Genomic DNA, 21,588 nt, shown 5'->3' with positions numbered 1-21,588 from the left:
CGCGGGATCTAGGGTTTACCCCATGCCGACCCCGTCCACTCTGTCCACCGTCACCTCGTTGCTGGACGACTGGTACCCGCCCGCCACCGCCGACGAATGGGATGCTGTCGGGCTGGTCTGGGGAGAGCCCTCGCAGCCCGTCTCGAAGGTGCTTCTCGCCGTCGACCCGACCCTCCCGGTCGCCGAGGAGGCGGCCGCGTGGGGTGCGGACCTGGTCGTGGTCCATCATCCGCTCTTCCTGAAGGGTGTGCACGGCTTCGCCGCGACGACCCCCAAAGGGCGTACGCTCTCGACGCTCGTCTCCGCGCGGTGCGCGCTGCTCACCGCCCACACCAACGCCGACCAGGCCCTCGGCGGCGTCTCGGAGTCGCTGGCGCTCGCCCTCGGGCTGAGCTCGCTGCGGCCGCTGGTGCCGGGGCTCACCGACGATGTCGGGACGGGCCGGGCCGGGACAGTGGAGCCGACCACGCTGGGCGCCTTCGCCGCGTCTGTGGCGGCCGCGCTGCCCGCGACCGCGGCCGGGATCCGGGTCGCCGGCGACCTCGACCGGCCGGTGTCCTCGGTGGCGCTGTGTGGTGGCGCGGGTGACTTCCTGCTCGACCAGGTGGCTGCGTACGACGTCTATGTGACCAGCGATCTGCGCCACCATCCGGCCTCGGAGTTCCTCGAGAAGGGCGGTGCGCTGATCGACATCCCGCACTGGGCGGCGGAGTGGACCTGGCTGCCTGTCCTGGCGAGGCGACTGAACGAGGCTTTGGGAGATACGGTGGAGGCCCGGGTCAGCCAGATCGTCACCGACCCGTGGACGCTGCGTCTGTAAGAAAATCGTGTGTGAACAACTGAGGAGAATCCGCTGAAAGCCGACCCGTTCGCCCAGGTGAAGCTGCTCGACGTGTGTGAGCTGGACTCGCGTGCGCTCCAGCTGCGCCACCGCCGTGCGCATCTGCCGCAGGCCGCCGTCGTGGCGGAGCTGCAGGCATCGAAGAAGACCACCGACGATGCCGTACGCGACGCGCGGGTCATCCGCGACGACCTCGAGCGGGTGCAGAAGAAGGCCGACGCCGACGTCGAGGCGGTCAAGACCCGCCGCCGGCGCGACCAGGAGCGGATGGACTCCGGAGCGATCAGCAGCGCCAAGGACCTCGAGCGCATGCAGCACGAGCTGGCCACCCTCGACCGCCGGATCTCGGTGCTCGAGGATGAGGAGCTCGAAGTCATGGAGCAGCTCGAGGAGGCTCAGGCGAGCGTGACCCGGCTCGAGGCCGAGCTCGCCGAGATCACGGAGAAGCTCGCGGTCGCGGTCGACTCCGTCGACGTCGAGACCTCGAAGATCGACGGCGAGCTCGCCGGGGTCGCCGAGGAGCGGACGCCGGCCCTCGAGGGCATCCCCGACGACCTGCTCGCCCTCTACTCGCGACTGAGCGAGAAGATGGGTGTCGGTGCCGCCGAGCTGCGCGCCCGCCGCTGCGGCGGCTGCAACCTCCAGCTCGACCCGGCCGAGATCTCCCGCATCCGCGGCCTCGCCGCCGACGAGGTCGTGCGCTGCGAGGAGTGCTCCCGCATCCTGGTCCGCACCGCCGAGTCGGGTCTGTGAGTTCGAAAGAGCCGCGCGGCTGGGGTGCCGGCGCGGTCGCGACGACCCTGGTCCTCGTACGCCACGGGGTCACCAAGCACACCGCCGCCAAGGCGTTCTCCGGCGGCCTCGGCGGCGACAACCCGCCGCTGACCCAGGAGGGCCGCGAGCAGGTGATGCTCACCGCGGAGTGGCTCAAGCCGCTCGCGCCCTCGGTCTCGACCGTCGTGACCTCGCCCGTCCTGCGCACCGTCGAGACCGGTGAGATCGTCGCCGGTGCGCTCGGTGCCCGCCTGGTCGAAGAGCCCGCCTTCGCGGAGATCGAGTTCGGGGAGTGGGAGGGGCTCACGTTCGGTGAGGTCGCCCAGCAGTTTCCCGACGAGATGAAGACGTGGATGGGCGCGACCGAGGTCGCGCCGCCGGGCGGCGAGTCCTTCGACTCGGCTCAGGCGCGCGTGCTCGACGGTCTCTCGCGGGTGCTCGAGGCGCACGCCGGCGAGACCGTCGTGGTCACCTCACACGTCTCGCCTATCAAGCTGATCGTCGCTCACGCACTGGGAGCCCCGATCGGCGGAGTCTTCAACATGGAGCTCTCGCCCGCCTCCGCCACCGTCGTCTCCTTCTTCTCCGACGGCCGCGCCTCCATGCGTCTCTTCAACGGCCTCCCCGTCTCCCGCGACCACTTCGCCGCCAACACCTTCTGACGCGGCGGGTGACCGTGTTGGTCTCGACACGCTCGCTGGCGCTCGCGGCTCGACCGACGGTTGCTCCGCCGGTCCGCTGGTCGAGCCGCCGGAGCCGCTAGGCGGAGGCGTGTCGAGACCAACACGGTCCCTATGGCGACCGTTTGCCACGACGGCGAGCGAGGTCGTGCAGCCGGTCGAGGTTCCCGGCTATCAGGGCTTCGCGCTTGGCCCGGCTCCACCCTTGGACCTGTTTCTCACGTCGGTAGGCATCGGCCATCGTCTGATGCTCTTCGGCGTACGCCAGGGTGACCGGCAGACGTCGAACCGTGAACTCGGCGCCGAGGCCGGCATTGTGCTCGGCGATGCGTTTCTCCAGGTCGAAAGTGCTTCCGACGTAGAGCATGTGATCGCGGCAACGGAGAATGTACATGTAAGGCATGGCCCGATTCTGGGCGCGACCACCGACAGTTTCGCCGCAGGTGACCGTGTTGGTCTCGACACGCTCGCTGGCGCTCGCGGCTCGACCGACGGAGAAATCGCTGGTCGAGTCGCCGGGTGTGGCTGATGGTCGGCGCTCGCGGCTCGGTCAGCGGGTGCCTCGCTGGTCGAGCCGCCGGAGCCGCTAGGCGGAGGCGTGTCGAGACCAACACAGTCGCTATATGGCCGAACGGGCGGACCGGGACTCAGATCTCGGCTACGACGATGTCGAGCTGGGTGCCGGTCTTGGTGGCGGGGGCGGTCTCGACGGTCCAGCCGAGGTCGCGGAAGGCTTCGGCGAGCTTGGCGGGGGTGCGGGGGTTGGCGCCGGACTCGAGGAGGGCTCGGACGAGGCGGCCCTTGGTGGCCTTGTTGAAGTGGCTGACGACCTTGCGCTGGCCGTTGTGCTCGTGGAGGACACGGACGGTGGCGGTGCGGGCGGCGACCTCGTCGGGGCGCCAGAAGGCGGCGTACGTCCCGGACCGGAGGTCCACGAGCAGGCCGTCGCCTAGGGCCTCGGACACACCAGCGCCGAGGTGGGCGCGCCAGTGGGACTGGATGCCGCCGATGCCGGGGAGGGTGGTGTCGCCCGAGAGGCGGTACGCGGGGATGCGGTCGGCGAGGCCGACGAGACCGAACACGGAGCTGGTCACCATGACTCGGCTGGTCGCGCGGCGCTTGGCGGCGGGCGACAGGGTCGCGGGGGAGAGGGCGTCGTAGAGGACGCCGGTGTAGATCCGGTCGGCACGCGCGGTGGGGGCGTCGCTCAGCCCGGCGTTCAAGGTGACGAGCTCGGGCTGGGTCTTCGGGATGCCGAGGATGTCGACGGCCTCGTCCGGGCGCGTGGCGCAGAGCTCGACGAGCGCGTCCATGACCTTGGCCCGGGCCGGGTTGAGCACCGGGAGGCGGAGGTCGTCGAGCGCGAGCGGGTTGCCGCGTACGGCCGCGGTCTTGCCCTCCGAGGGCGGCAGCAGGATCAGCACGGGACTATCGTGCCGCCCGGGACCAGGATGGCCGAATCGAGGATTGGGTATCTTTCAAAGCGCCCGTGACCTGGGAGAACGAGCGAGCTTACGTTCCAGTCATGATCGTTCTCGCCGCCGAGTCGACCGCCGGGCCCAACCTCGGCGGCTTCTTGGTCGTGGTCATCATCGTCGGGCTGTTCTGGCTTATCCACGACTTCTCGAAGAAGGCCCGGGCGCGCTCGGAACATCTCCGGGCGAGGCGTTCGCTGACCTCCTCCCAGCGCCGGGCGGTGGCCCGGATCGACAGGTCGGCGAAGGCGAGCCACGGGTCCACGAAGGGCCTGTGGGACCAGTTCGGCGCCTTCAAGGGCAACCCGAAGGCGTTCGGCAAGGAAGCCGCCGCGCTGCACAAGACGTACAAGGCCTCGAAGAAGAAGTAGCCACTACAGTTCTGGCCATGGGCTCCGCACGCATCATCCGGGTCGCCAGTGCCGACAACGGTGTCGCCGCCACCACGCTCCGAGACGGCATCGCCGCGCTCCAGGCCGAGCTGGAGGTGACCGCCGAGTTCCCGCCGGAGGTGGAGGAGGCTGCGGCCGCCGCCGCGGCCAACCCCAGGCTCCCGGAGCTCGACCGCACCGACCTGCCGTTCGTCACGATCGACCCCGAGACGTCGATGGATCTCGACCAGGCGCTCCACCTGGAGCGCGACGGCGACGGTTACGTGGTGCACTACGCGATCGCCGACGTGGCCGCCTTCGTGGCGCCCGGCGACCCGATCGACCTGGAGGCCAACAAGCGCGGAGAGACGCTCTACGCCGCTGATGCGAAGATCCCGCTCCACCCCAAGGTGCTCTCCGAGGACGCCGCCTCGCTGCTCCCGGACCAGGTACGTCCCGCCCTGCTGTGGACCCACAAGCTCGACGCGACCGGCGAGGGGACCGACACCGTCGTCGAGCGCGCGCTGGTCAGGTCGCGGGCCAAGCTCTCCTACGACGGCGTGCAGAAGATGTTCGACGGTGATGGGTTCGCGGGTCTCGAGAAGCTCGACCACCGGATTGGCGAGTCGCTCCAGCTGCTGAAGGAGATCGGCGAGAAGCGGATCGCCCTCGAGGCGGCTCGCGGCGGGGTCAACCTGCCGCTGCGTGACCAGGAGATCTCGGTCGAGGGCGACCACTGGTCGCTGGAATACCGCGACCTGCTGCCCGTCGAGAACTGGAACGCCCAGATCTCGCTGCTCACCGGGTTCGCGGCGGCGGACCTGATGGTCTACGCCCGGGTCGGACTCCTCAGGACCCTCCCCGAGCCCGACCCCCGAGACGTACAGCGGCTGCACCGCACCGCTCGTGCGCTCGGGCTGGAGTGGCCCGCGGAGATGCTCTACCCCGACTTCATCCGTTCGCTCGACGGCAAGAACGGCAAGCACGCTGCGATGGCGATCGCGTGCACCCGGCTGCTGCGCGGGAGCGGGTACGCCTCGTTCAACGGCGAGCTCCCCGAGCTGACCGAGCACTCGGCGCTGGCGAACGAGTACATGCACGTGACCGCTCCGCTGCGCCGGCTGATCGACCGCTACGCCGGCGAGGTCTGCCTGGCGCTCTGCGCCGACCAGCCGGTGCCCGACTGGGTCACCAGCGCGTTCAAGACCCTCCCGGAGACGATGCGCGCCTCTTCGCGCACCAGCGGTGCCTACGAGCGCGGCGTCGTCGACCTGGTCGAGGCCGGGCTGCTGTCCCAGCGAGTCGGGGAGACCTTCGCCGCGGTCGTCGTCGAGGTCGACGACGAGGACAAGCAGAAGGGTTCGATCACGGTCGAGGAGCCGGCCATCGAGGCCCGAGTCACCGGCGCGACGGCCCTCCCGCTCGGCGAGGAGGTCGAGGTGCGGCTGGAGACGGCCGACGTCGTCGCCCGGAAGGTCAGCTTCACCCTCGCCTGACCTCCCGGACGTACGTCGGTCAGGAGATCAGCTCGTCGAGGCGGTTGTAGACCTCGGCGGAGCCCTCGATCACCCGGCTGTGCTCGCCCTCGATCGAGACGGGTACGTCACCCTGGACGGTGATGCGGCGCACCTCGCGCGGCAGCTCGTCGAAGTCGGCGACGGCGTAGTGCTGGGTGGCGCGGTTGTCCCAGATCGCGACGTCGCCCTGCTGCCAGTGCCAGCGGACGGTGTTCTCCAGGGCGGTGACCCGGTCCTGGAGCAGGTTGAAGAGGATCGCGCTCTCCTTCTGGTTCAGGCCGCTGAAGTGCTTGACGAAGTGGCCCAGGACGAGCGCGCGCTCGCCGGTCTCGGGGTGGATCCGGACCGCCGGGTGCTCGGTCCGGTAGATCGTCGAGACGAACTCCTCACGCTTGCGCGCGGCCACGTCGTCGGTGGACGCAGGCGTGTCGGGGCGTACGTAGTCGTAGTCGTTGGAGTGGACCGCCCACAGGTTGTCGACCAGCGCCTTGAGCTGGGGGTGGAGCCGCTCGTAGGCGGTGGCGGTGTTGGCCCAGACGGTGTTGCCGCCGTACTCGGGGATCTCCGCACCGCGCAGGATCGAGAACGCCGGCGGCCGGTCGACGAAGGTGACGTCGGTGTGCCAGGAGTTGGCGGCCATGCCGCGGTTGGCCTTGAGGGTCAGGACGCGGGCGCTGCCGGTGTTCACGGTCGGGTGGGCGGTCGTCAGCGGACCCAGGCGCTCGCCGAACGCGATCTGCGCGCGGTCGTCGAGATGGTCCTGGCCGCGGAAGAAGACGACCTTGTTCGCCAGGATCGCGGCCCGGATCTCGGCGATCGTCTCGGCAGGGAGGTCTCCGGAAAGGGTGACGCCGTCGATGCGGGCGCCGATCCGGCCGCCGACCTTGTGGACGGTGAGCTCGTTGACGGGTGATGCTTCAGTGATGGTCATGCGTGGTCTCCTCTGACAGCGTCGACTGATCTGAATAAAGTCTAGTGAAATACATGACTTAAGACCACGGGTGTCTCACGAGACGTTTGTGCACTCCGACTGGTGATACGGGTGGGAGCCGGTCGATATCGTGCGCCTCATGACGCACGCCACACCCGAGACCGTCTTCACCTATGGCTCCCCGCAGCTCAAGTTCGGCACCGGCGCATCGGCCGAGATCGGCTACGACCTCGCGTCGCTGGGCGCCCGCCGCGCCCTCGTGGTGACCGATCCCGGCATCTCCGCGACCGGGCTGCCGCAGCGTGTGGCCGAGCAGATGAAGGCGTACGACGTCACTGCCGTCGTCTTCGACGGCGTCCATGTCGAGCCGACCGACGAGAGCATGCGTGAGGCGGTCGAGTTCGCCCGCGAGAACGGGCCGTTCGACGCGATCGTGGCGGTCGGGGGCGGGTCGAGCATCGACACCGCGAAGGCGGTCAACCTGCTGACCACCAACGACGGCGACCTGATGGACTACCTCAACGCGCCGGTGGGTCGCGGGCTCGCGCCGGCCAACCCGCTGCTGCCGCTGGTCGCGGTGCCGACCACCACCGGGACCGGGGCGGAGTCGACGACCGTGTGCGTGCTCGACGTGCTGTCGCTCAAGGTGAAGACCGGGATCTCGCACGCGCGCCTGCGCCCGACGCTGGCCGTCGTCGACCCCGACCTGATGATGACCCAGCCCGCCGGGGTGACCGCCGCGTCCGGGATGGACATCCTGTGCCACGCCTTGGAGAGTTACACGGCCCGGCCCTACACCTCCTACGACCGTAAGGAGCCCGCTCAGCGGGTGCCCTACTGCGGCGCCAACCCGATCTCCGACATGTGGTCGGAGAAGGGGCTGTCCCTGCTGGCCGGCTCGTTCCGGCAGGCGGTCGCGAACGGCGACGACACCCTCGCGCGCGGTGACATGGCTTTCGCGGCGACCTTCGCGGGCCTGGGCTTCGGCAACGCCGGCGTGCACATCCCGCACGCCTGCGCCTACCCGATCGCCGGGCGGGTGCGCGACTTCCACCCCAAGGACTACCCCGGTGGCGAGGCGATGGTGCCGCACGGGATGGCGGTCTCGCTGACCGCTCCGGAGGCGTTCCGCTACACCTTCGACGCCGCCCCCGAGCGACACCTCCGTGCGGCCCGGCTGCTGGCGCCCGGCTTCGACGAGTCGAAGGAGGAGCCGCGTGATGTGCTGCCTCGGGTGCTGAGCGAGTTGATGCGGGACATCGGGATCCCGGCCGGGATCGGCGAGGTCGGCTACGTCGCCGGTGACATCCCCGACCTGGTCGAGGGGGCGCTCAAGCAGCAGCGGCTGCTCGCCACCGCGCCGAAGCAGCCGTCGGCGGAGGACCTGACCGGGATCTTCGAGAGGTCCATCACGCTCTGGTGAGGAATGCCCGGCGGGACCACGGCGTTCGGTTGGTTGTCTTCTTCAACCAAACTCTCCGGAGGTTCACTCGGTGACGTCAGTCCCGCCGCGGCTCTTGCTCGCGCTCGCCCTGCTCTCGGCATCCGCGCCGCTTGCGATCGACTTCTACCTACCCTCCTTCCCGCAGATCGGCGCCGACCTCGGCGCCGCGGCGAGCAACGTGCAGCTGACCCTCACCGCCTTCCTGATCGGGCTCGCGCTCGGACAGATCGCCTGGGGGCCGATCTCCGACCGCTTCGGACGGCTCAAGCCGCTGCTGATCGGTTCGGTCGTGGCCGCGGCGGCCGGGGTGCTGGCCGCGCTGGCACCCACCGTCGAGCTGCTGATCACCGCCCGCTTCATCCAGGCGCTCGCCGCCGCCGCGGGGATCGTGATGGCGCGGGCGATCGTGGCCGACGTACTCCACGGCTTCGCCGCCGCCCGGGCGATGTCGATCATGATGTCGATCAGCGGGATCGCGCCGATCCTGGCCCCGGTGATCGGCGGCGCCATCGCCGGGTTCGTACCGTGGCGCGGCGTGCTCGGCATCGTGGCCGCGATCGCCGTCGCGCAGGTCGTCTGCGTGCTGCTGGTGATCCGGGAGAGCCTGCCGGCCGAGCGCCGGACCAGCCGGGTCGAGTACGCCGACCTCGGCCGTCTCCTCGCCAAGCCCGCCTTCCTCGGCTACACGCTGACGCAGTCGCTCACGTTCGCCACCCTGATGACGTACGTCTCCTCCTCCTCGTTCCTCTACCAGTCGGTGATCGGCACGTCGGCGGCGGTCTACGGCATCGGGTTCGCGGTCAACGCCGCCTTCCTCACCATCGCAGGGCTCTTCTCGGCGCGGCTGGCCAAGCGCCAGGTGCATCCGGCGCAGATCGTCCGGTCGGCGCAGCCGGTGCTCGCCATCGGCGCGATGTTCGTGCTCGTGGTCGCGCTGCTGCCGGTGCCGAAGGCGCTCATCCTGCTGCCGATCCTGGTCGTCACCACCTGCGTCGGCCTGATCATGGGCAACACCGGCGCTTTGGCCATCGAGCAGGCCCGTCCCTCGGTCGGCGCCGGCTCGGCGCTGATGGGCGGGATCATGTTCCTCGGCGGCGGCCTCGCCTCCCCGCTCGGTGCCGTCGCGGGTGAGCACACCGCGGTGCCGCTGGCGATCACCATGGTGGTCACCTCGGTCCTCGGCGCCATCGCGTTCACCCTCGCCCGGCGCTCCGTCGCCCGCAACCCGGAGTCGGAAGCGGCCTTCGCCACCGCGGCCTAGGTTTCGGGGCTGGCTAGGCTTCGCGGGGTGAAGCTCCGTGTCCATCAGCAGCGTGCGCTCTCCGCACTGAGCGCAGCCTGGGGCGCGGGGCGTTCGCGGGCGTGGGTGGTGCTGCCGCCGGGGGCGGGGAAGACGCTCGTCGGGCTGGAGAGGGCACGCGATGCGATTGCGGGCGGGGCGAAGGTCGTCGTACTCAGCCCCAACACGGCCATCCAGGGACAGTGGCTGCGCCAGGCGGCCGCGCTGGGTCTCACGGCGTCCTCGTCGCGGGACCTGGACGCGCCGCTGACGTCGCTGACCTACCAGTCGGTCGCGGTCTTCGGCGACCCTGATGACGAGGCGGAGACCGGGGAGAGCCACCTGGCCAGGCTGCACGACAACGGCCGGGCGCTGGTCTCGGCGCTGCGTACGTCCGGACCGCTGCTGCTCGTGCTGGACGAGTGCCACCACCTGCTGGAGGTCTGGGGTGAGCTGCTGGGCGAGATCCTGCTGCTGTTGCCGGACGCACGGGTGCTGGGGCTGACCGCGACTCCTCCCGAGGCGCTGACCAAGGAGGAGTCCGCGCTGGTCGGGCTGCTGTTCGGGGAGATCGTCTTCTCGACCTCGATCCCGGCCGTGGTGCGCGAGGGCGACCTGGCGCCGTTCGCGGACCTGGTCTGGCTGACCGCGCCGACGCCGAGCGAGCGGGAGTGGCTGCGGGGGAGCGCGGAGCGGTTCGAGGAGCTGCTCACCGCACTGACCTCGGCCGACCTGGGCAGCGTGCCGTTCCTGACCTGGCTGGACCGGCGGTACGTGTCGCGGCCGGCCGGAGCTCCGTCCTGGGCCGAGCTCGCGAAGGCGTGGCCCGATCTGGCCACGGCGGCCCTGCGGGTGCACCATCGCGGGCTGCTCGCCCTGCCCACGGGCGCGACCCTGACCGAGGCGCACCGTCGCGACCCCTCGGCCGAGGACTGGGTGACGCTGATCGGCGACTGGGTACGCGGACACCTGGCCGCCTCCGAAGCGGACGCCGACCAGGAGGCGCTGGCCGCGATCAAGCAGGCGCTGCCGGTGGTCGGCTACTCGCTGACCCGGCGCGGCATCCGGGCCGGGCGCTCGCCCGTCGACCGGGTGCTGGCTCGCTCGGAGGCGAAGACGACGGCGACCGCGGCCATCGTGGACCACGAGCGGCTGGCGCACGGTGACTCGCTGCGACTGCTGGTCGTCACCGACCACGAGCGGGCCTCGGCAACCCTGCCCGTCGACCTGCGTGGGGTGATCGCCGAGCAGTCAGGCTCCGCGCGGGCGGTGCTGACGACTCTGTGCGCGGCGAACGACGACGTCCTGCTGGTCACCGGCGCCACCGTCGCCGGGCCGGAGGCGACCCTCGCCGCGCTGGTCGCGCACATCGCCGAGACCGACCCTGCTCTGGCTGACGCTCTGGTGGTCGAGCCGGGGAAGGCGTACGCCACGCTCGTGGGGCGCTGGGGGAGCCGGCAGTGGGTGGGGCACGTGACCCGGTTCTTCGAGGCCGGCGGCTGCCGGGTACTGGTCGGCACGCGCGGGCTCCTCGGGGAGGGCTGGGACGCCCGGTCGGTCACCGGGATCGTCGACCTCACCGCGGCCACGACCACGACGGCGGTCGTGCAGTTGCGCGGCCGGTCGCTGCGTACGGATCCGGGGCGGCCCGACAAGGTCGCGGTCAACTGGACGGTCGTCTGCGTCGAGGAGGAGCACCCGCGCGGCGACAACGACTGGAAGCGCCTGGTCCGCAAGCACACCGGCTTCTTCGGCGCCGACGAAGACGGCTCGGTCGTCGACGGCGTCGGCCACATCGACGAGTCCTTCTCCCCGTACGCCGCCCCACCGGAGTCCGACTTCGACACGGTCAACGCCCGCATGATCGCCCGTTCGGAGGACCGCACCGCGATCCGGGAGCGGTGGCGGGTCGGGGAGCCGTACGCCGACGTCGCCGGCCGCACCGTCAGGATCCGGCTGCGCCGGGCGGGTGCGCTGCGCGTGCCGTCGGGGATGGTGCTCGCTCCCCGCCCGCCGGGATTCCGGCTGCTGGAGGGCCGGGTGCCGGAGTGGCGGCTGCCGGCCAAGGCCGTCCTCGCGCCCGCCGTGCTGCTGAGCATCGTGCTCGCCCTTACGCTCGTCCTCGGCGCCGGGATCGCGGGAGCGGTCGGCGGCGTGGTCGGTGGGTTGTGGGCGCTGTGGGTCGGGTACGTCTATCGGGACGGCACCCGGATCGCCTCCCAGTTGCGCCGGCGCCCGACCGTCGGCGCGGTCGGTGCGGCCGTCGCAGACGCGCTGCACACGACCGAACAGACCTCGGTCGGCGCCGACGGACTCGAGATCGCGGTGGACACCGACGGCAGCTACCGCGTCCATCTGGCCGGGGTTCCCGAGGAGGAGTCGACGCTCTTCGCCACCTCGCTCGAGGAGGCGCTGGCGCCCATCGCCGCGCCCCGCTACTTGGTCTCGCGTCCGGTCGTGGGTGACCTGAACGCGATCGAGAGGCTGTGGCTCGGGGTGTCCGGCAGGCACGCCGCGAACGCCGAGGCCTGGCATGCGGTCCCCGCCGCCCTCGGCCGTCGAGCCGCCGACGCGAAGTCGTACCTCGCCGCCTGGGAGCACTGGGTCGGTGGCTCCGGCCTGCTCTACACCGGCTCACCCGAGGGCGCCGGCGTCCTGGCCGCCCAGCGCGGCGCCGACCCCTTCGACGTCACCGCCGTCATCCGCCGCCACTGGTCCTGAGCCGGAAACGGCACCAACGTCGGCCGAAACCGCACCTACGTCGGCCGAAACGGCACCTACGTCGGCCGAAACTGCACCTACGTCGGCCGAAACGGCAGTTGCGTCGGCCGAGTTGGCACTTGTGGCGATCGAGTTGGCAGTTGTGGTGACGTACCAAACGGTTGAGCGAACCGTGAATCTCATCTCGTTCGCCACAAGTGACATCTCGACCGACCTAAGTGACGTCTCGGCCGCCACAAGTGACATCTCGACCGGCCTAGGTGACGTCTCGGCCGCCATAGGTGCCGTCTCGGCTGGGGTCAGCCGGTGATCGCGGTCCAGGTCGGGAACTTGGCGGTGCGGCCGTCGCCGGAGGAGCGGCCGGTGAGCCGGCGGTGGATCCACGGGCCGACGAACTCGCGGTAGTAGGCAACACCCTTCTTGCCCGCCGCGGCCTCGAAGTCGAGGTCCCACCAGCCCTCGGGGACCTCGACGCCGAGTGAGTCGAGGACGCGGGCGGCGACGCGGTGGTGGCCGCGGGCGTTCATGTGGAGGCGGTCCTCGGACCAGAAGCGACCGTCGGTGAGAGTGGTGTCGGGCCAGTTGTACGCGCGCACGACGTCGTCGCGATCGGCGATCCGCTGCTCGACCAGGCCGACGAGCTCGTCGCCGCGACGCTGGAAGACCTTGCCGAGCGGGAGCCGGGCCGAGGGGTTGGCGCCGGAGAGCAGGATCAGCGTGATCCCGTTGGCGTCGCAGGCATCGATCACGGGCCGGAGGTGGTCGGCGATCGCGTTCGCGTCGGCCTTCGGGCGAAGCATGTCGTTGCCGCCGCCATTGAAGGAGAGGTGGGTCGGCTTCAGCGCCAGCGCGGCGGGGAGCTGCTCCTCGACGATCGGGCGGATCAGACGCCCGCGGATGGCGAGGTTGGCATACTCCACCGAGACGCCCGAAGCGGCCCAGCCCTGGGCGACCAGGTCGGCCCAGCCGCGTACATGACCGTCAGGAGTCTCGTCGCCGACTCCTTCCGTGAACGAGTCACCGATCGCGACGTAGCGCACTGCCTCCACGAGCCCTCCCAAGCACCAAACGGCGAATATCCATCGCCAGCCTGTGGATTCTAGTCCGCCCAGGGTCTGAGGAGCACATCCGTCCCCGGGCTGACGTCGTGGGCGCCTCGGCTCCTCTACGGTGGGGTCGTGGAGGAGTTGGTACGGCCCTGGCGGCTCGGCCCGCGGGGGCGATGGTGGTTCGACGTCCTGCTCGCCGGCACCCTGTTCCTGATCATCCCGTTCTACGCGATCCAGGCCCTGCTGAACGGTGACGCGGCCCAGGACGTCTCCAGTACCAGCCACGTCGCCGACCTGGTGCTCGTGGTCCTCCAGCTGGTGCCGCTGCTATGGCGCCGCCGGCATCCGGTGATCGTCTACGCCGTCGTGGCCTCCGCGTGCGCTCTGCAGGTGCTTCTCCTCGACTATCCGCTCGTCTCCCAGGTCTCCTTCCCGATCGCGGTCTACTCGGTGGCGCGCTACGCCCGGCCGCGCTGGGGCATGGCCGCGCTCGCGGTCGGCCTCTTCGGGTCCGTCCTCGGTGCCTACGACTGGCTGGGTGCCGTCGATGCCGCCTCCAACGGCACGAACCAGGACGAGATCAACTGGAGCACCTACGTCCCGGTTGTGCTCTCGCTCGCCACCTTCCCGGTGGCCGCCTGGGCGCTCGGCGCGCTGGCGCGCACCCGGACGGCGTACGTCGACTCGCTGATCCAGCGCAACGAGCAGCTGCGCCGCGAGGCCGAGCAGCGCGCCGAGCTCGGGGCGACCCAGGAGCGGGCGCGGATCGCGCGGGAGATGCACGACGTGGTGGCCCACGGGCTGAGCGTGATCGTGGTCCAGGCCGACGGCGCGCGCTATGCCGCCGAGCAGGACCCGGCCCTCGCCCCGAAGGCACTCGAGACCGTCGCGCAGACCGCCCGTGAGGCGCTGGCCGAGATGCGGCAGCTGCTCGGCCTGCTGCGCGACGGGGACACGCTGACCCGTCCGCAGCCACGGCTGGGCGACATCGCGACGCTCGTCGAGGAGACCCGGGCCGGCGGCATGGAGCTGGCCGCGAACCTTCCCGAGCCCGGCCTCGCCGTGCCCGAGGGTGTCGCGCTGACCGCCTTCCGGGTGGTGCAGGAGTCGCTCAGCAACGTACGCAAGCACGCCGGTCCGGGCGCTGCGGCCAGGGTCACCGTGACGGCCGAGGAGGGCAGCCTCGCGATCGAGGTCACCGACGACGGCCGCGGCGCGGCCGCGGACGCCACCGCGCAGTCGGGCGGCCTCGGGCTAGTCGGGATGCAGGAACGCATCTCCGCCCACAACGGAACGCTCGAGACCGGCCCGGCATCCGGCGGCGGCTTCCGTGTCTACGCCAGGATGCCCCTGTGACGATCAGAGTCTTTCTCGTGGACGACCAGGAGCTCGTCCGTGCCGGCTTCCGGATGCTCATCGACTCCCAGCCCGACTTGAGCGTGGTCGGTGAGGCAGGCGATGGCCAGGAGGCCGTCGCCGCGCTGGGAAGGATCGAGGCCGACGTGGTCCTGATGGACGTACGCATGCCCCGCATGGACGGCGTCGAGGCGACCGGCCTGATCGCCGGCCGCCAGGACGCACCCCGGGTGATCGTGCTGACCACCTTCGACCTCGACGAGTACGCCTTCGCCGCGATCCGGGCGGGCGCCGCGGCGTTCCTGCTCAAGGACGCCCGCCCCGAGGACCTGCTCACCGCGATCCGCACCGTGCACGCCGGCGACTCGGTCGTCGCGCCGAGCACCACCCGGCGCCTGCTGGAGCACTTCGCCGCCTCCGCTCCCGCGACCGCCGGGCCGGCGATCGAGGGGCGGCTGGAGGCGCTGACCGAGCGTGAGCGCGAGGTGCTCACGCTGGTCGGCCGCGGCCTGTCCAACACCGAGATCGCCGATACCTTCGTGGTCGCCGAGGCCACCGTGAAGACCCACGTCGGCCGGCTGCTGGCCAAGACCGGCTCCCGTGACCGCGTCCAGCTGGTGGTGCTGGCCTACGAGACCGGCCTGGTCGGCCGCTGAGGGGCCCTAGGCGAGGTGATGCACCGGCGCCAGGTTGTAGACCGGCGTCTCGATCCCCTCGAACCGGGCCTTGAGCTGCAGCGCGAGATAGAGCGAGTAGTGGCGCGACTGGTGCAGGTTGCCGCCGTGGAACCACAGCGCCTCCTGCTGGGTCGGCTTCCACATGTTGCGCTGCTCGCCCTCCCACGGGCCGGGGTCCTTCGTCGTGTCGGAGCCCAGACCCCAGCACTTGCCGACGCGATCGGCGACCTCCTGGCTGATCAGGTCGGCGGCCCAGCCGTTCATGGAGCCGTAGCCGGTGGCGTACACGACCAGGTCGGCGGGGAGCTCGGTGCCGTCCTCGAGAACGACGGCCGACGAGGTCAGGTGGGAGACCTGCCCCTGGGCGAGCTTCACGTCGCCGTTGGCGACCAGCTCGGCCGAGCCCACGTCGATGTAGTAGCCCGAGCCACGGCGCAGGTACTTCATGAACAGCCCGGAGCCGTCGTCGCCCCAGTCGTGCCGGAACCCTGCCTTCTCCAGACGCTGATAGAAGTCGGCGTCGCGTTCGGCCATCTGCTGGTAGAGCGGGATCTGGAACTCGTGCATGATCCGGTAGGGGAGCGAGGCGAAGACCAGGTCGGCCTTCTCCGTGGTCATCCCGGAGGCGAGCGCGCGCTCGGAGTAGAGGTCGCCGAGGCCGATGTCCATCAGCGTGTCGCTCTTCACGATGTGGGTCGAGGACCGCTGCACCATCGTCACGTCGGCACCGTGCTCGAACAGCGCTCCGCAGATGTCGAAGGCGGAGTTGTTGGACCCGATCACCACGACCCGCTTGCCCTCGTACGCATCCGGCCCCGGGTGCTTGGAGGAATGGTGCTGCTCGCCCTCGAAGATGTCCATGCCCGGCAGGTCGGGGATGTTCGGCTTCCCGGACATCCCGGTGGCCAGGATCAGCTGCTTCGGGTGCAGCGTGATCTCCTCACCGCCGCGCGAGACGGTGACCGTCCACTCGCCGGCCGCCTCGTCGTAGGAGGCGCTGGTGGCGGTTGTCGAGGACCAGTAGGGCACCTCCATCACCTTGACGTAGGACTCCAGCCAGTCGCCGATCTTGTCCTTGGGTGCGAAGACGGGCCAGTTGTCGGGGAACTTCAGGTAGGGCAGGTGGTCGTACCAGACCGGGTCGTGCAGGCACAGCGACTTGTAGCGGCCGCGCCACTGGTCACCGGGCCGCTCGTAGCGGTCGATGACGAGAGAGGGCACCCCGAGTTGGCGCAGCCGTGCACCGAGCGCGATGCCGCCCTGCCCACCACCGATGACCACCGCGTACGGCTGCTCGGTCAGGCCCAGCGTCTCCGCCTCGGCCTGCCGCTTCTCCGCCCAGGTCACCCGGTCACGGTTGACGCCGTGCTCGGCACCCTTCGGGCGACGTACGCCGCGGGGCTCCTCGTGTCCCTTGAGCTCGTAGAGCGTGGTCAGGAACGTCCACGCCTTCGGGCGATCGTCCTCGACCTTGAGGCGCAGCAGTCCGCGGCCGCGACCGATCGCGGTCTCGAAGGTGAACCAGGCCGTGGTCACCCCGTCCGCGGTCGCCTCGGGCTCCTCGAGCGCGAAGCCCGAGGGGTCGACGCGGTCCAGGGTGCTCCCGAGCAGGTCGGCGACCCCGGACGGGTCCTCGACGGTGGTGAGGTTCCAGGAGAAGGCGACCAGGTCGCGCCAGTAGCTCTTCGTGGCGAACAGGCCGGCGGCCCGGAGGACGTCGCGTTCCTTCAGGGCGGCCTCGAAGTCGGCGAGCCAGGTCTGCGCCGGGCCGCTCTGGACGGCCGGGGTCGGGGGTTCGAGTGTCTGCGTCATGCCTCCAGCACACCGCCGCGCGGGCGCCTGAGAAAGGGTTGCAGCCGATTGCATGTGGCGCGGGTCACAGCGAGGACCTACCCTCGGAGTCGGAGGTGGACGCCAGATGACAGCGACCGGAGCAGTCCCGGCGGGAGCAGACCTGCCGCGCCTCGCCCGTGATCTCGTACGCGTCCACGACGCCGTCCTGTCCGGCGGCCGCCCACCGAGCACACCCCGGATCCTGGTCGAGCGCTCCTGGCGCCGCGTGATGAGCATGGGCTTGGAGCCCGGAAGCAGCAACGGCAGACGTACGCCGTCGGCAGCCGAGTGCGCGACCAGGAGAGCCCGCTCGCCGCTGGCGATGGTGATCGACGACCTGCGTGCGGTGCTGACCTCGGCCGCGGATGCGGCGACGTACCTGATGGTGGTCACCGACGACGAGGGCGTGGTGCTGTGGCGGGCGGGCTCGGCGCGGGTCCTCAAGATCGCCGACCAGCTCGGCTTCGTCGAGGGTGCGCTGTGGACCGAGCGCGCGGTCGGCACCAACGCCATCGGCACTGCGCTGGCCGAGGCGGCTCCGGTCGAGCTCTTCTCCGCGGAGCACTTCGAGCAGGCCCAGCACCCGTGGTACTGCACGGCGGCCCCGATCCACGACCCGCGCACCGGAGCCCTGCTCGGCGTCGTCGACGTCAGCGGGCCCGCGCTCACTCTGCACCCGGCGATCGGCGCCCTGGTCGAGAGCGCGGTGCGCCTGGCAGAGATGTCGCTGTGGCGCCGCCACCAGGAGTGGCTCGAGCGGCTGCGCCGCGAGACCGACCACGTCGTCTCCGGCGTAGAGGGTCCGCTGCTGGTCGTCGACGACGACGGCTGGGTCGCCCACCATGCCGGGATGGCCGCCCGCGACCGGATCGCGGCGCCCCGTCAGGACAAGATGCTGACCGTCCCGGGCCTGGGGCTGTGTCTCCCAGAGCGGGTCGGCGAGCGCGGCTGGTTGGTCCGGCCGACCTCGTCCGGCTCCTCGGGAAGCCTGACCGCCCGGCTCGACCCCGACGGCACCCTCGAGGTCGTCTCGGAGTCGGGTCGGTGGCGCACGACCCTGACCCGCCGCCATGTCGAGATCCTCACCCTCGTCGACCGGGCCGGCCCCGCCGGGCTCACCGCGCGCGGGCTCAGCGAGGCCGTCTTCGGCGACGCCGAGCACATCGTCACCGTGCGCGCCGAGGTCTCCCGGCTGCGCCGCTCGATCGGCGCCCTGGTCGCGACCAACCCCTACCGGCTGGCCGACGGAGTCACCCTCACCCGGGGATGACCCTGAGCCGACCCTTGCCGATCCACCCCAGGTCGTACGCCGGGATCAGCCCCCAGCCCGATGCGGGCTGACGCCTCACGACGAGAGGCTCGGTGGCATGACACAGACCTCTGTTCCCACGATGACGGCCGCCGCCCGAGCGGTGGGCCTGACCAAGACCTACGGCAAGGGTGCGACCGAGGTGCACGCCCTGCGCGGGGTCGACCTGGAGATCCGCAGCGGCGCCTTCACCGCGATCATGGGCCCGAGCGGCTCTGGCAAGTCGACGCTGATGCACTGCCTGGCCGGCCTCGACCGTCCCACCAGCGGTGAGGTGACGGTCGCGGGCCAGCCTCTCCAGAACCTCAACGACGACCAGCTGACCATCTTCCGCCGGGAGAACATCGGCTTCGTCTTCCAGGCGTTCAACCTGCTGCCGATGCTCACCGCCGGGCAGAACATCCAGCTGCCGCTGGAGCTGGCCGGCAAGCGGGTGACCGATGAGACGCGCTCGCGGGCGCAGATGATCGCCGACACCCTCGGCATCGGCCAGCGCCTGGGCCACAAGCCCTCCGAGCTCTCCGGCGGACAGCAGCAGCGGGTGGCCATCGCCCGTGCGCTGGTCACCCAGCCCGCGATCCTCTTCGCCGACGAGCCCACCGGAAACCTCGACTCCGAGACCTCGGCCGAGGTGCTCGACCACCTGCGCCGCAGCGTCCGCGAGCTCGGTCAGACCGTGGTCATGGTGACCCACGAGGCCTCCGCCGCGGCGTACGCCGACGAGATCGTCACGGTCAAGGACGGACACATCGAAGGGGTGACGCGCTGATGCGGACGGTGCTGTTCGCATCCTTGCGGACATACGCCCGCCGGTACGCCGCGGCTGTCGTCGCGGTCGTCGCCGCGGTCGCGCTGATCGTGGTGGTCAACGCACTCACCTCGGCGACGAAGTCGGGTCTCTTCGCGGGCATCGACGCCCCGTTCCGCAACGCCGTCGGCGCGGTCGACCTCCCGTCCGACGAGGTCACCGACAAGTACGTCGAGAAGGGCGGCTGGGCGCTGGCCCTCTCGATGCAGCCGGTCCGCACCGACGAGACCATGCTCGGCCAGGACATCACGGTCGGCGCGGTCTCCACTGAGAAGCGCTGGCAGTGGCAGGACCTCGAGGAGGGCCGGTTCCCGACCCGCGCCGGCGAGGCCGTGGTCGACGCCAACGCCGCCAAGACCAACAAGGTCGCGATCGGCGACACACTGAAGGTCGGCAGCGGCAAGACCGCGATCGAGACGACCGTCGTCGGCCTGGTGGACGCCCCGTCGATGTGGTCCTCGCCGATCTACGTCACCTGGCCGGAGATGCAGGGCTGGGAGAACCAGTACGTCCAGGCCGTCATGACCGCCGGGACCGGTGCCGAGGCCGACAACTGGCTGAACACCGACGACTACCTCGTCGAGCTGCAGACCCAGCTCAACAAGGAGGTCAACATCGTGGCGTACATGATCCTGATCTTCGCCTTCATCGCGCTGTTCGTCTCCGTGCTGGTCATCACCAACACCTTCTCGATCCTGTTCGCCCAGCGGATGCGCGACTTCGCGCTGCTGCGCGCGATGGGCGCGACGAAGCGTCAGGTCCTGAGATCGGTACGCCGCGAGGCGCTCGCCCTCGGGCTGCTCGCCTCGTTGCTCGGCCTGGTGGTCGGCGTCCTGCTCGGCTGGGGGATCGTCGCGCTGGTGCGCCAGTTCGCCGAGACCGCGCCGCTGGGTGACGTCTCCTTCGAGTGGCCGTGGCTCGTGGGCGCGTTCGTCCTCGGGGTGCTCACCACGCTGGTCGCCTCGTGGCTGCCGACGCGCCGGCTGATGCGGCTGAGCCCGCTGGCCGCGCTGCGGCCGCAGGAGGGCTTCGACGTACGCGGCGCCGGGCTGTTCCGGATCGGTCTCGGCCTGGTCGTGGCGCTCGCCGGCATCGCGACGATCTTCGTGGCGGTGGGCTGGGACGACGCGCAGACCGGGATGCTGATCGTGCTGTTCGGCTGTGGGGTCACCTTCATCGGCGTGATGCTCCTCGGTCCCGCGCTGGTGCCGGGCCTGGTGCGGCTGGCCGGGTCGGCGCTGGCCGTGGTCGCCGGCTCCCCGGCGAAGCTCGCGGCGGCCAACGCCGGACGCAACCCGAAGCGCACCGCCGCCACCGCGGCGTCGCTGCTCGTCGGCGTCACCCTCACCACCGGCGTACTGACCGGGATGGCGACCATCCGCGGCGCCACCCTGGACGAGATGGCGGAGCAGCACCCGATCGACATCGCGCTCCAGTCCGAGTCGAAGCCGCTGGAGGACTCGGTCGTCGGGGACGCGAAGTCGGTCCCGGGGGTCGCGGACGCGGTCGCCGTGCCGGGAGCCATGGCGTCGGTGAAGACCGACGGCAAGCCGGTGTCGCTGCCGGTCGTGGCGCCCCCGGCGGGCGACGTCGCGCTCATGGACCTCACCGTGAAGCCCGGCACCATGGTGATCTCTCCGGCGGCCGCCGCGGCCTTCGTGGAGGACGAGTTCGAGGCTTCGGGGGAGAAGGTCGCGCTGCTCGTCGGTGACCGGAGCGTGACGGTGACCCTGGACGTACGCGAGATCGACGGTGCCCCGCAGATCTCCGCGGCCACGCTGGAGAAGCTGACCGGTGACCCGCAGACGTACGCCGTCTGGGTCCGTGCCGACGCCGGTGCCGACCCTGAGGACCTGGCCGGTGCACTGGGGGCGATCGCTCCGGACGCCGAGCTGACCAACGGCAAGAGCCAGCGCGCCTGGGTCGAGCTGCAGCTGGACGTGTTCACCTGGGCGGTGATCGGGCTGCTGGCGATCTCGGTGCTGATCGCACTGGCCGGCATCGCCAACACGCTGGGCCTCTCGGTGCTCGAGCGCGGTCGTGAGCACGCGCTGCTGCGGGCGCTGGGCCTGACCCGGCGTCAGCTGCGGCGGACGCTGGCGGCCGAGGCGGTGCTGCTCTCGGCCGTGGCGGCTCTCGTCGGCACCGCGCTGGGGGTCTTCTTCGCCTGGGGCGGCAGCGAGATCCTGGTTGGCGACATCATGCCCGACGCCACCTTCCAGCTGCCGGTGCTGCAGCTGGTGGCGGTGGTCGCGGCCGCAGGCCTGGCCGGCCTGGTCTCCTGCGTGGCGCCGTCCAAGCGGGCCACCAAGGTCAGCCCCGCGGAGGGACTCGCGCTGGACTGACCGCGGGTAGGAATGTGTTGGTCTCGACACGGACTCGTTCGTTCCTCACGAGTCCGGCTCGACCGACGGGGTGGCCCGTCGGTTGGACCGTCGAAGGCGAGGACGGTCTCGGGATGGTTCAGCTGGCCGTCGGGCCAGGTTGGGATGGAGCCGGCCTCCTGTGCGAGGACCCCGGTTG

At 70.8% G+C, this 21,588-nt stretch carries 18 protein-coding genes; 13 read left to right on the top strand and 5 right to left on the bottom strand.

The window, feature by feature from the left end; translation table 11 throughout:
- Nucleotides 1-22 precede the first annotated feature (22 nt).
- The 3 genes from AB0F44_RS27835 to AB0F44_RS27825 all read left to right on the top strand — a co-directional run bounded on the left by AB0F44_RS27835 (nt 23) and on the right by AB0F44_RS27825 (nt 2,277).
- The gene (locus AB0F44_RS27835) at nt 23-820 is read left to right on the top strand and encodes a Nif3-like dinuclear metal center hexameric protein (RefSeq protein ID WP_357360268.1); all 798 of its coding nucleotides are present in this window, start codon (nt 23-25) and stop codon (nt 818-820) included.
- Nucleotides 821-892: 72 nt separating this feature from the next.
- Nucleotides 893-1,594 carry a C4-type zinc ribbon domain-containing protein gene (locus tag AB0F44_RS27830; protein ID WP_357360266.1) on the top strand — a complete coding sequence of 234 codons (702 nt, stop codon included), beginning with the start codon at nt 893-895 and terminating at the stop codon, nt 1,592-1,594.
- Entirely contained in the window at nt 1,591-2,277 is a 687-nt protein-coding gene (locus AB0F44_RS27825; RefSeq protein ID WP_357360264.1) for a histidine phosphatase family protein, read from the top strand. Before AB0F44_RS27830 ends, AB0F44_RS27825 begins: the two co-directional genes overlap by 4 nt.
- A 130-nt stretch (nt 2,278-2,407) precedes the next feature.
- Here AB0F44_RS27825 and AB0F44_RS27820 read toward each other — a convergent pair whose 3' ends face one another.
- Nucleotides 2,408-2,698, bottom strand: coding sequence for a GIY-YIG nuclease family protein (locus AB0F44_RS27820; RefSeq protein WP_357360262.1), 291 nt, complete (start codon nt 2,696-2,698; stop codon nt 2,408-2,410).
- Between the two features lie 244 nt (nt 2,699-2,942).
- Nucleotides 2,943-3,719: a peroxide stress protein YaaA gene (gene yaaA / locus AB0F44_RS27815; protein WP_357360260.1), complete on the bottom strand. Its 777-nt coding sequence runs from the start codon at nt 3,717-3,719 to the stop codon at nt 2,943-2,945.
- 101 nt (nt 3,720-3,820) lie between these two features.
- Here yaaA and AB0F44_RS27810 point away from each other — a divergent pair, with 101 nt between their 5' ends.
- Nucleotides 3,821-4,141 carry a hypothetical protein gene (locus AB0F44_RS27810; protein WP_357360259.1) on the top strand — a complete coding sequence of 107 codons (321 nt, stop codon included), beginning with the start codon at nt 3,821-3,823 and terminating at the stop codon, nt 4,139-4,141.
- Between the two features lie 17 nt (nt 4,142-4,158).
- Nucleotides 4,159-5,637: an RNB domain-containing ribonuclease gene (locus AB0F44_RS27805; protein WP_357360257.1), complete on the top strand. Its 1,479-nt coding sequence runs from the start codon at nt 4,159-4,161 to the stop codon at nt 5,635-5,637.
- A 19-nt stretch (nt 5,638-5,656) separates the two neighbouring features.
- Here AB0F44_RS27805 and AB0F44_RS27800 read toward each other — a convergent pair whose 3' ends face one another.
- Nucleotides 5,657-6,589 (bottom strand): TauD/TfdA family dioxygenase, encoded by a 933-nt coding sequence (locus tag AB0F44_RS27800; RefSeq protein ID WP_357360255.1) that lies wholly within the window; start codon nt 6,587-6,589, stop codon nt 5,657-5,659.
- Nucleotides 6,590-6,728: 139 nt separating this feature from the next.
- On the opposite strand from AB0F44_RS27800, the gene AB0F44_RS27795 reads away from it, so the two are divergent.
- From AB0F44_RS27795 to AB0F44_RS27785, 3 genes are all read left to right on the top strand, one after another.
- Nucleotides 6,729-8,012: a hydroxyacid-oxoacid transhydrogenase gene (locus tag AB0F44_RS27795; RefSeq protein WP_357360253.1), complete on the top strand. Its 1,284-nt coding sequence runs from the start codon at nt 6,729-6,731 to the stop codon at nt 8,010-8,012.
- 70 nt (nt 8,013-8,082) lie between these two features.
- The gene (locus tag AB0F44_RS27790) at nt 8,083-9,294 is read left to right on the top strand and encodes a multidrug effflux MFS transporter (RefSeq protein WP_357360251.1); all 1,212 of its coding nucleotides are present in this window, start codon (nt 8,083-8,085) and stop codon (nt 9,292-9,294) included.
- Nucleotides 9,295-9,321: 27 nt separating this feature from the next.
- Nucleotides 9,322-12,033: a DEAD/DEAH box helicase family protein gene (locus AB0F44_RS27785; RefSeq protein WP_357360249.1), complete on the top strand. Its 2,712-nt coding sequence runs from the start codon at nt 9,322-9,324 to the stop codon at nt 12,031-12,033.
- A 299-nt stretch (nt 12,034-12,332) separates the two neighbouring features.
- Here the strand turns inward: AB0F44_RS27785 and AB0F44_RS27780 are convergent, their stop codons facing one another.
- Nucleotides 12,333-13,082, bottom strand: a complete 750-nt coding sequence (locus AB0F44_RS27780) for an SGNH/GDSL hydrolase family protein (protein WP_357360247.1) — start codon at nt 13,080-13,082, stop codon at nt 12,333-12,335.
- A 129-nt stretch (nt 13,083-13,211) separates the two neighbouring features.
- Between AB0F44_RS27780 and AB0F44_RS27775 the strand changes: the two genes are divergently transcribed.
- Together AB0F44_RS27775 and AB0F44_RS27770 are read left to right on the top strand one after the other, a co-directional pair.
- Nucleotides 13,212-14,438, top strand: a complete 1,227-nt coding sequence (locus AB0F44_RS27775; protein ID WP_357360245.1) for a sensor histidine kinase — start codon at nt 13,212-13,214, stop codon at nt 14,436-14,438.
- A complete protein-coding gene (locus AB0F44_RS27770; RefSeq protein ID WP_357360243.1) occupies nt 14,435-15,094 on the top strand; it encodes a response regulator transcription factor in 660 nt (219 codons plus the stop codon). Before AB0F44_RS27775 ends, AB0F44_RS27770 begins: the two co-directional genes overlap by 4 nt.
- A gap of 6 nt (nt 15,095-15,100) precedes the next feature.
- Here AB0F44_RS27770 and AB0F44_RS27765 read toward each other — a convergent pair whose 3' ends face one another.
- Complete coding sequence (locus AB0F44_RS27765) at nt 15,101-16,927, bottom strand: NAD(P)/FAD-dependent oxidoreductase (RefSeq protein ID WP_357360241.1); 1,827 nt, start codon at nt 16,925-16,927, stop codon at nt 15,101-15,103.
- Between the two features lie 106 nt (nt 16,928-17,033).
- On the opposite strand from AB0F44_RS27765, the gene AB0F44_RS27760 reads away from it, so the two are divergent.
- The 3 genes from AB0F44_RS27760 to AB0F44_RS27750 all read left to right on the top strand — a co-directional run bounded on the left by AB0F44_RS27760 (nt 17,034) and on the right by AB0F44_RS27750 (nt 21,410).
- On the top strand, nt 17,034-18,218 hold the full coding sequence (locus AB0F44_RS27760) for a GAF domain-containing protein (RefSeq protein ID WP_357360239.1): 1,185 nt from the start codon (nt 17,034-17,036) through the stop codon (nt 18,216-18,218).
- 97 nt (nt 18,219-18,315) lie between these two features.
- Entirely contained in the window at nt 18,316-19,026 is a 711-nt protein-coding gene (locus AB0F44_RS27755) for an ABC transporter ATP-binding protein (protein ID WP_357360238.1), read from the top strand.
- Nucleotides 19,026-21,410 (top strand): FtsX-like permease family protein, encoded by a 2,385-nt coding sequence (locus AB0F44_RS27750; RefSeq protein WP_357360236.1) that lies wholly within the window; start codon nt 19,026-19,028, stop codon nt 21,408-21,410. Before AB0F44_RS27755 ends, AB0F44_RS27750 begins: the two co-directional genes overlap by 1 nt.
- Nucleotides 21,411-21,588 lie beyond the last annotated feature (178 nt).

Source organism: Nocardioides sp. NPDC023903, from assembly GCF_040639295.1.
In the GTDB taxonomy this organism is placed as follows: Bacteria; Actinomycetota; Actinomycetes; order Propionibacteriales; family Nocardioidaceae; genus Nocardioides.
The sequence above is the reverse complement of the archived record's forward strand: the minus strand, read 5'-3'. Positions and strand labels throughout refer to the sequence as shown.